This is a genomic window from Mesorhizobium sp. M7A.F.Ca.CA.003.01.2.1, from assembly GCF_003998945.1.
GTDB classification, from domain to species: Bacteria; Pseudomonadota; Alphaproteobacteria; order Rhizobiales; family Rhizobiaceae; genus Mesorhizobium; species Mesorhizobium ciceri.
In genome coordinates this window covers 1-2,508 of the sequence record NZ_RZRA01000839.1, presented here as the reverse complement: position 1 = coordinate 2,508, position 2,508 = coordinate 1, and the positions used below count along the sequence as shown (strand labels likewise).

The following is a 2,508-nucleotide window of genomic DNA, read 5'->3' as shown; positions in this document are numbered from 1 at the left end:
GGTCGCCTTCACGCTGGACCCGTTCAACCCCGGCAATCCGAAGCTGACCCTGACTTTGCCGCTGTTCATCTTCCTGTTCCTGGCGCTCGCCATCGGCATGATCGTCGGCAGTCTGGCTACGTGGGTCAAACAGGGTCGCTATCGCAAGCTGGCGCGCCAGCGCGGCGTCGAAGCCGAGAACCTGCGCCAGGCGGTCAGCCGTGCGCCGGCGGTATCACAAAGCCAGGCACCGGGGTCCGCCCAAGGGGCAGCATTGCCGAAGCCGACCGCTTGAGCCGCCAATCGGCGGTTTTGTCCTCACGGAGTTTTTCATGCTGACCATTTCGGCCGCAGAGGTCGACCATGCGCTGACCTTTCCCGGACTGGTCGAGACGCTGCGCATGGCGTTTCGCGACGGTGCGGTGCAGCCGGTCAGGCATCATCATACGATCGAGCGGCCCGATGGTGCCGCCTCCACACTGCTTTTGATGCCGGCCTGGACCGATCTCAACGCGGCCGGCACGTCGGCCGGCGGTCACGTCGGCGTCAAGATCGTCACCGTGTCGCCCGACAACAATGCCATCGGCAAGCCCGCGGTGATGGGGCTCTATCTTCTGCTCAACGGCGCCACCGGCGAACCCGAGGCCCTGATCGACGGCCAGCGGCTGACACAATGGCGCACCGCCTGTGCTTCGGCGCTTGCGGCCTCCTATCTCGCCCGCGACGATGCCTCGCGGCTGCTTGTGGTCGGCGCCGGCGCGCTGTCGCCCTTCCTCGCCAAGGCGCACTCGGCCGTGCGGCCCATCAAGACCATCCGCATCTGGAACCGCACCCCGGCCAATGCCGAGAAAGTCGCGGCCGATCTGTGCGCCCAGGGCTTCGCGGCCAGTGCGGCAAGCGATCTCGATACGGAGCTTGGGCAGGCCGACATCGTCTCCTCGGCGACGATCACGACCACGCCGTTGATCAAGGGCGCATTGTTGCGGCCGGGAACCCATGTCGACCTGGTCGGCGGCTTTACGCCGACGATGCGCGAGAGCGATGACGATGCGATCAGGCTTGCCCGCGTCTATGTCGACACCCGCGCCGGCGCCACCAAGGAAGCCGGCGACATCGTCCAACCGCTGGCCTCCGGCGTGCTGAAACCGGAAGCCATCGTCGCCGATCTGCACGAATTGGCGCGCGGCCGGAAGAAGGGCCGCGAGAGCGCCGGTGAGATCACGCTGTTCAAGTCGGTCGGAGCGGCACTCGAGGATCTTGCCGCCGGCATTGCCGTCTACAAGGCGCTCACGGCCTAGTTTACCGTTGCACCCATTTCGGCGCCCATCGCCTCGGCGATCACACGAAAATCGTGATCCCCGATTTCAAAAAGGCCAAAGCGAAGCTGATAACCCCAGTTCGACTTGGCCGCGGTGAAGTCCAGCCTGTCGAGCAGCGGCTTGATCGGCGCTTCCTCGGCCTTGGCCCATGCCACATCGCGGCGGAACGGCGTGAAGCCGGCGCCCATATCGCCCTGATAAGGCTCGCCTTCCCGCACGATGCCTATCGCCGTGAAAGCCTGCAGGCCGTCTTTGTCGCCCAAAACAGTGGTCGGCGAATAGTAGACGACGCCATCACCCGGCTTGACGCGACGCAGCGGTGCCGCCTTGCCGTGGTTGACCTGCATGAAGCCGGCTGTGCGACCACGCCGGACATGCTCGGCCGACGCCACCGCTATCCAATACGCGCTCATTTCTGTTCCCCATTGGCCTGTTCCCCGTCGGACAGCCAGTAGACGCGCAGGCGATGATTATCGGGATCGAGCGCGACAAAAGTACGACCGAAATCCATGTCGGTCGGCGTCTGCAGGATCTTCAGCCCGCGCCCGGACCAGTCGGCATGGGCGGCATCGACCGCATCGGGCGTATCCAGCGCAAACACGATTTCGGCGCCACCGCCTGACGTGGCGGCTGCCGGCTCCACCGTATGGCGCGACCACAGGCCGAGCTTGAAGCCGGCATCGAGCACGAACAGCACGAAGGTCGGCGAACTTTCGACCGGCTCACGACCGAGCAGCGCGCTGTAGAAGGCACCGCTCTGCTGCGGCTGGTCGACATAGAGGATGACGAAATTCGGGGTGGCCATATCTGCTCTCCAAGGTTCGGTGTTTCGACTTGACGAACATACGATAGGCTACTGTCAGAATATGGCAGCAGTCATCGCGAACCACGCGGCTTGTCGAGCGTCGTTCGCCATTCCTTGAGCAGCGCCTGGCGACGACGCGGATAGCGCGTGTCCATTGCTTGGAGTTCGGCGATGCGATCGGCGCGAAAATGCCGGAAATCCTGCCGCATCTCGCACCACGCCACCACCACCCGCACCTTGTCGAAGAAGCCCAGCGCAAATGGCCAGACGACGCGCTGGGACACGGCCCCGCCGGCATCGCGGTAGAGAAAGCCGAGCTTGCGCTCGTTGCGGATGGCCTGCCGCACCAGACCAAGATCGATGCCCTCGGTGGCCGCGGCAGGAGGCCCGACCAGCAGTGTGCTC

The 2,508-nt window shown here is 64.9% G+C and carries 5 protein-coding genes; 2 read left to right on the top strand and 3 right to left on the bottom strand.

Annotation, left to right across the window (positions count from 1 at the left end; all coding sequences use genetic code 11):
- Both EN969_RS26445 and EN969_RS26440 read left to right on the top strand, forming a co-directional pair.
- Nucleotides 1-274 (top strand): LapA family protein (locus EN969_RS26445; RefSeq protein WP_164758503.1); only part of this gene is annotated, 274 nt, incomplete at its 5' end.
- Nucleotides 275-311: 37 nt separating this feature from the next.
- Nucleotides 312-1,277: an ornithine cyclodeaminase family protein gene (locus EN969_RS26440; protein WP_063169008.1), complete on the top strand. Its 966-nt coding sequence runs from the start codon at nucleotides 312-314 to the stop codon at nucleotides 1,275-1,277.
- Here EN969_RS26440 and EN969_RS26435 read toward each other — a convergent pair.
- From EN969_RS26435 to EN969_RS26425, 3 genes are all read right to left on the bottom strand, one after another.
- Nucleotides 1,274-1,711 carry an EVE domain-containing protein gene (locus EN969_RS26435; RefSeq protein ID WP_063169009.1) on the bottom strand — a complete coding sequence of 146 codons (438 nt, stop codon included), beginning with the start codon at nucleotides 1,709-1,711 and terminating at the stop codon, nucleotides 1,274-1,276. The two genes, EN969_RS26440 and EN969_RS26435, sit on opposite strands and share 4 nt — an antisense overlap.
- Nucleotides 1,708-2,103, bottom strand: a complete 396-nt coding sequence (locus EN969_RS26430; RefSeq protein ID WP_013529579.1) for a VOC family protein — start codon at nucleotides 2,101-2,103, stop codon at nucleotides 1,708-1,710. The genes EN969_RS26435 and EN969_RS26430 overlap by 4 nt, the downstream gene beginning before the upstream one ends.
- 71 nt (nucleotides 2,104-2,174) lie before the next feature.
- On the bottom strand, nucleotides 2,175-2,508 hold a 334-nt coding region (locus EN969_RS26425), incomplete at its 5' end, for a WYL domain-containing protein (protein ID WP_127419531.1).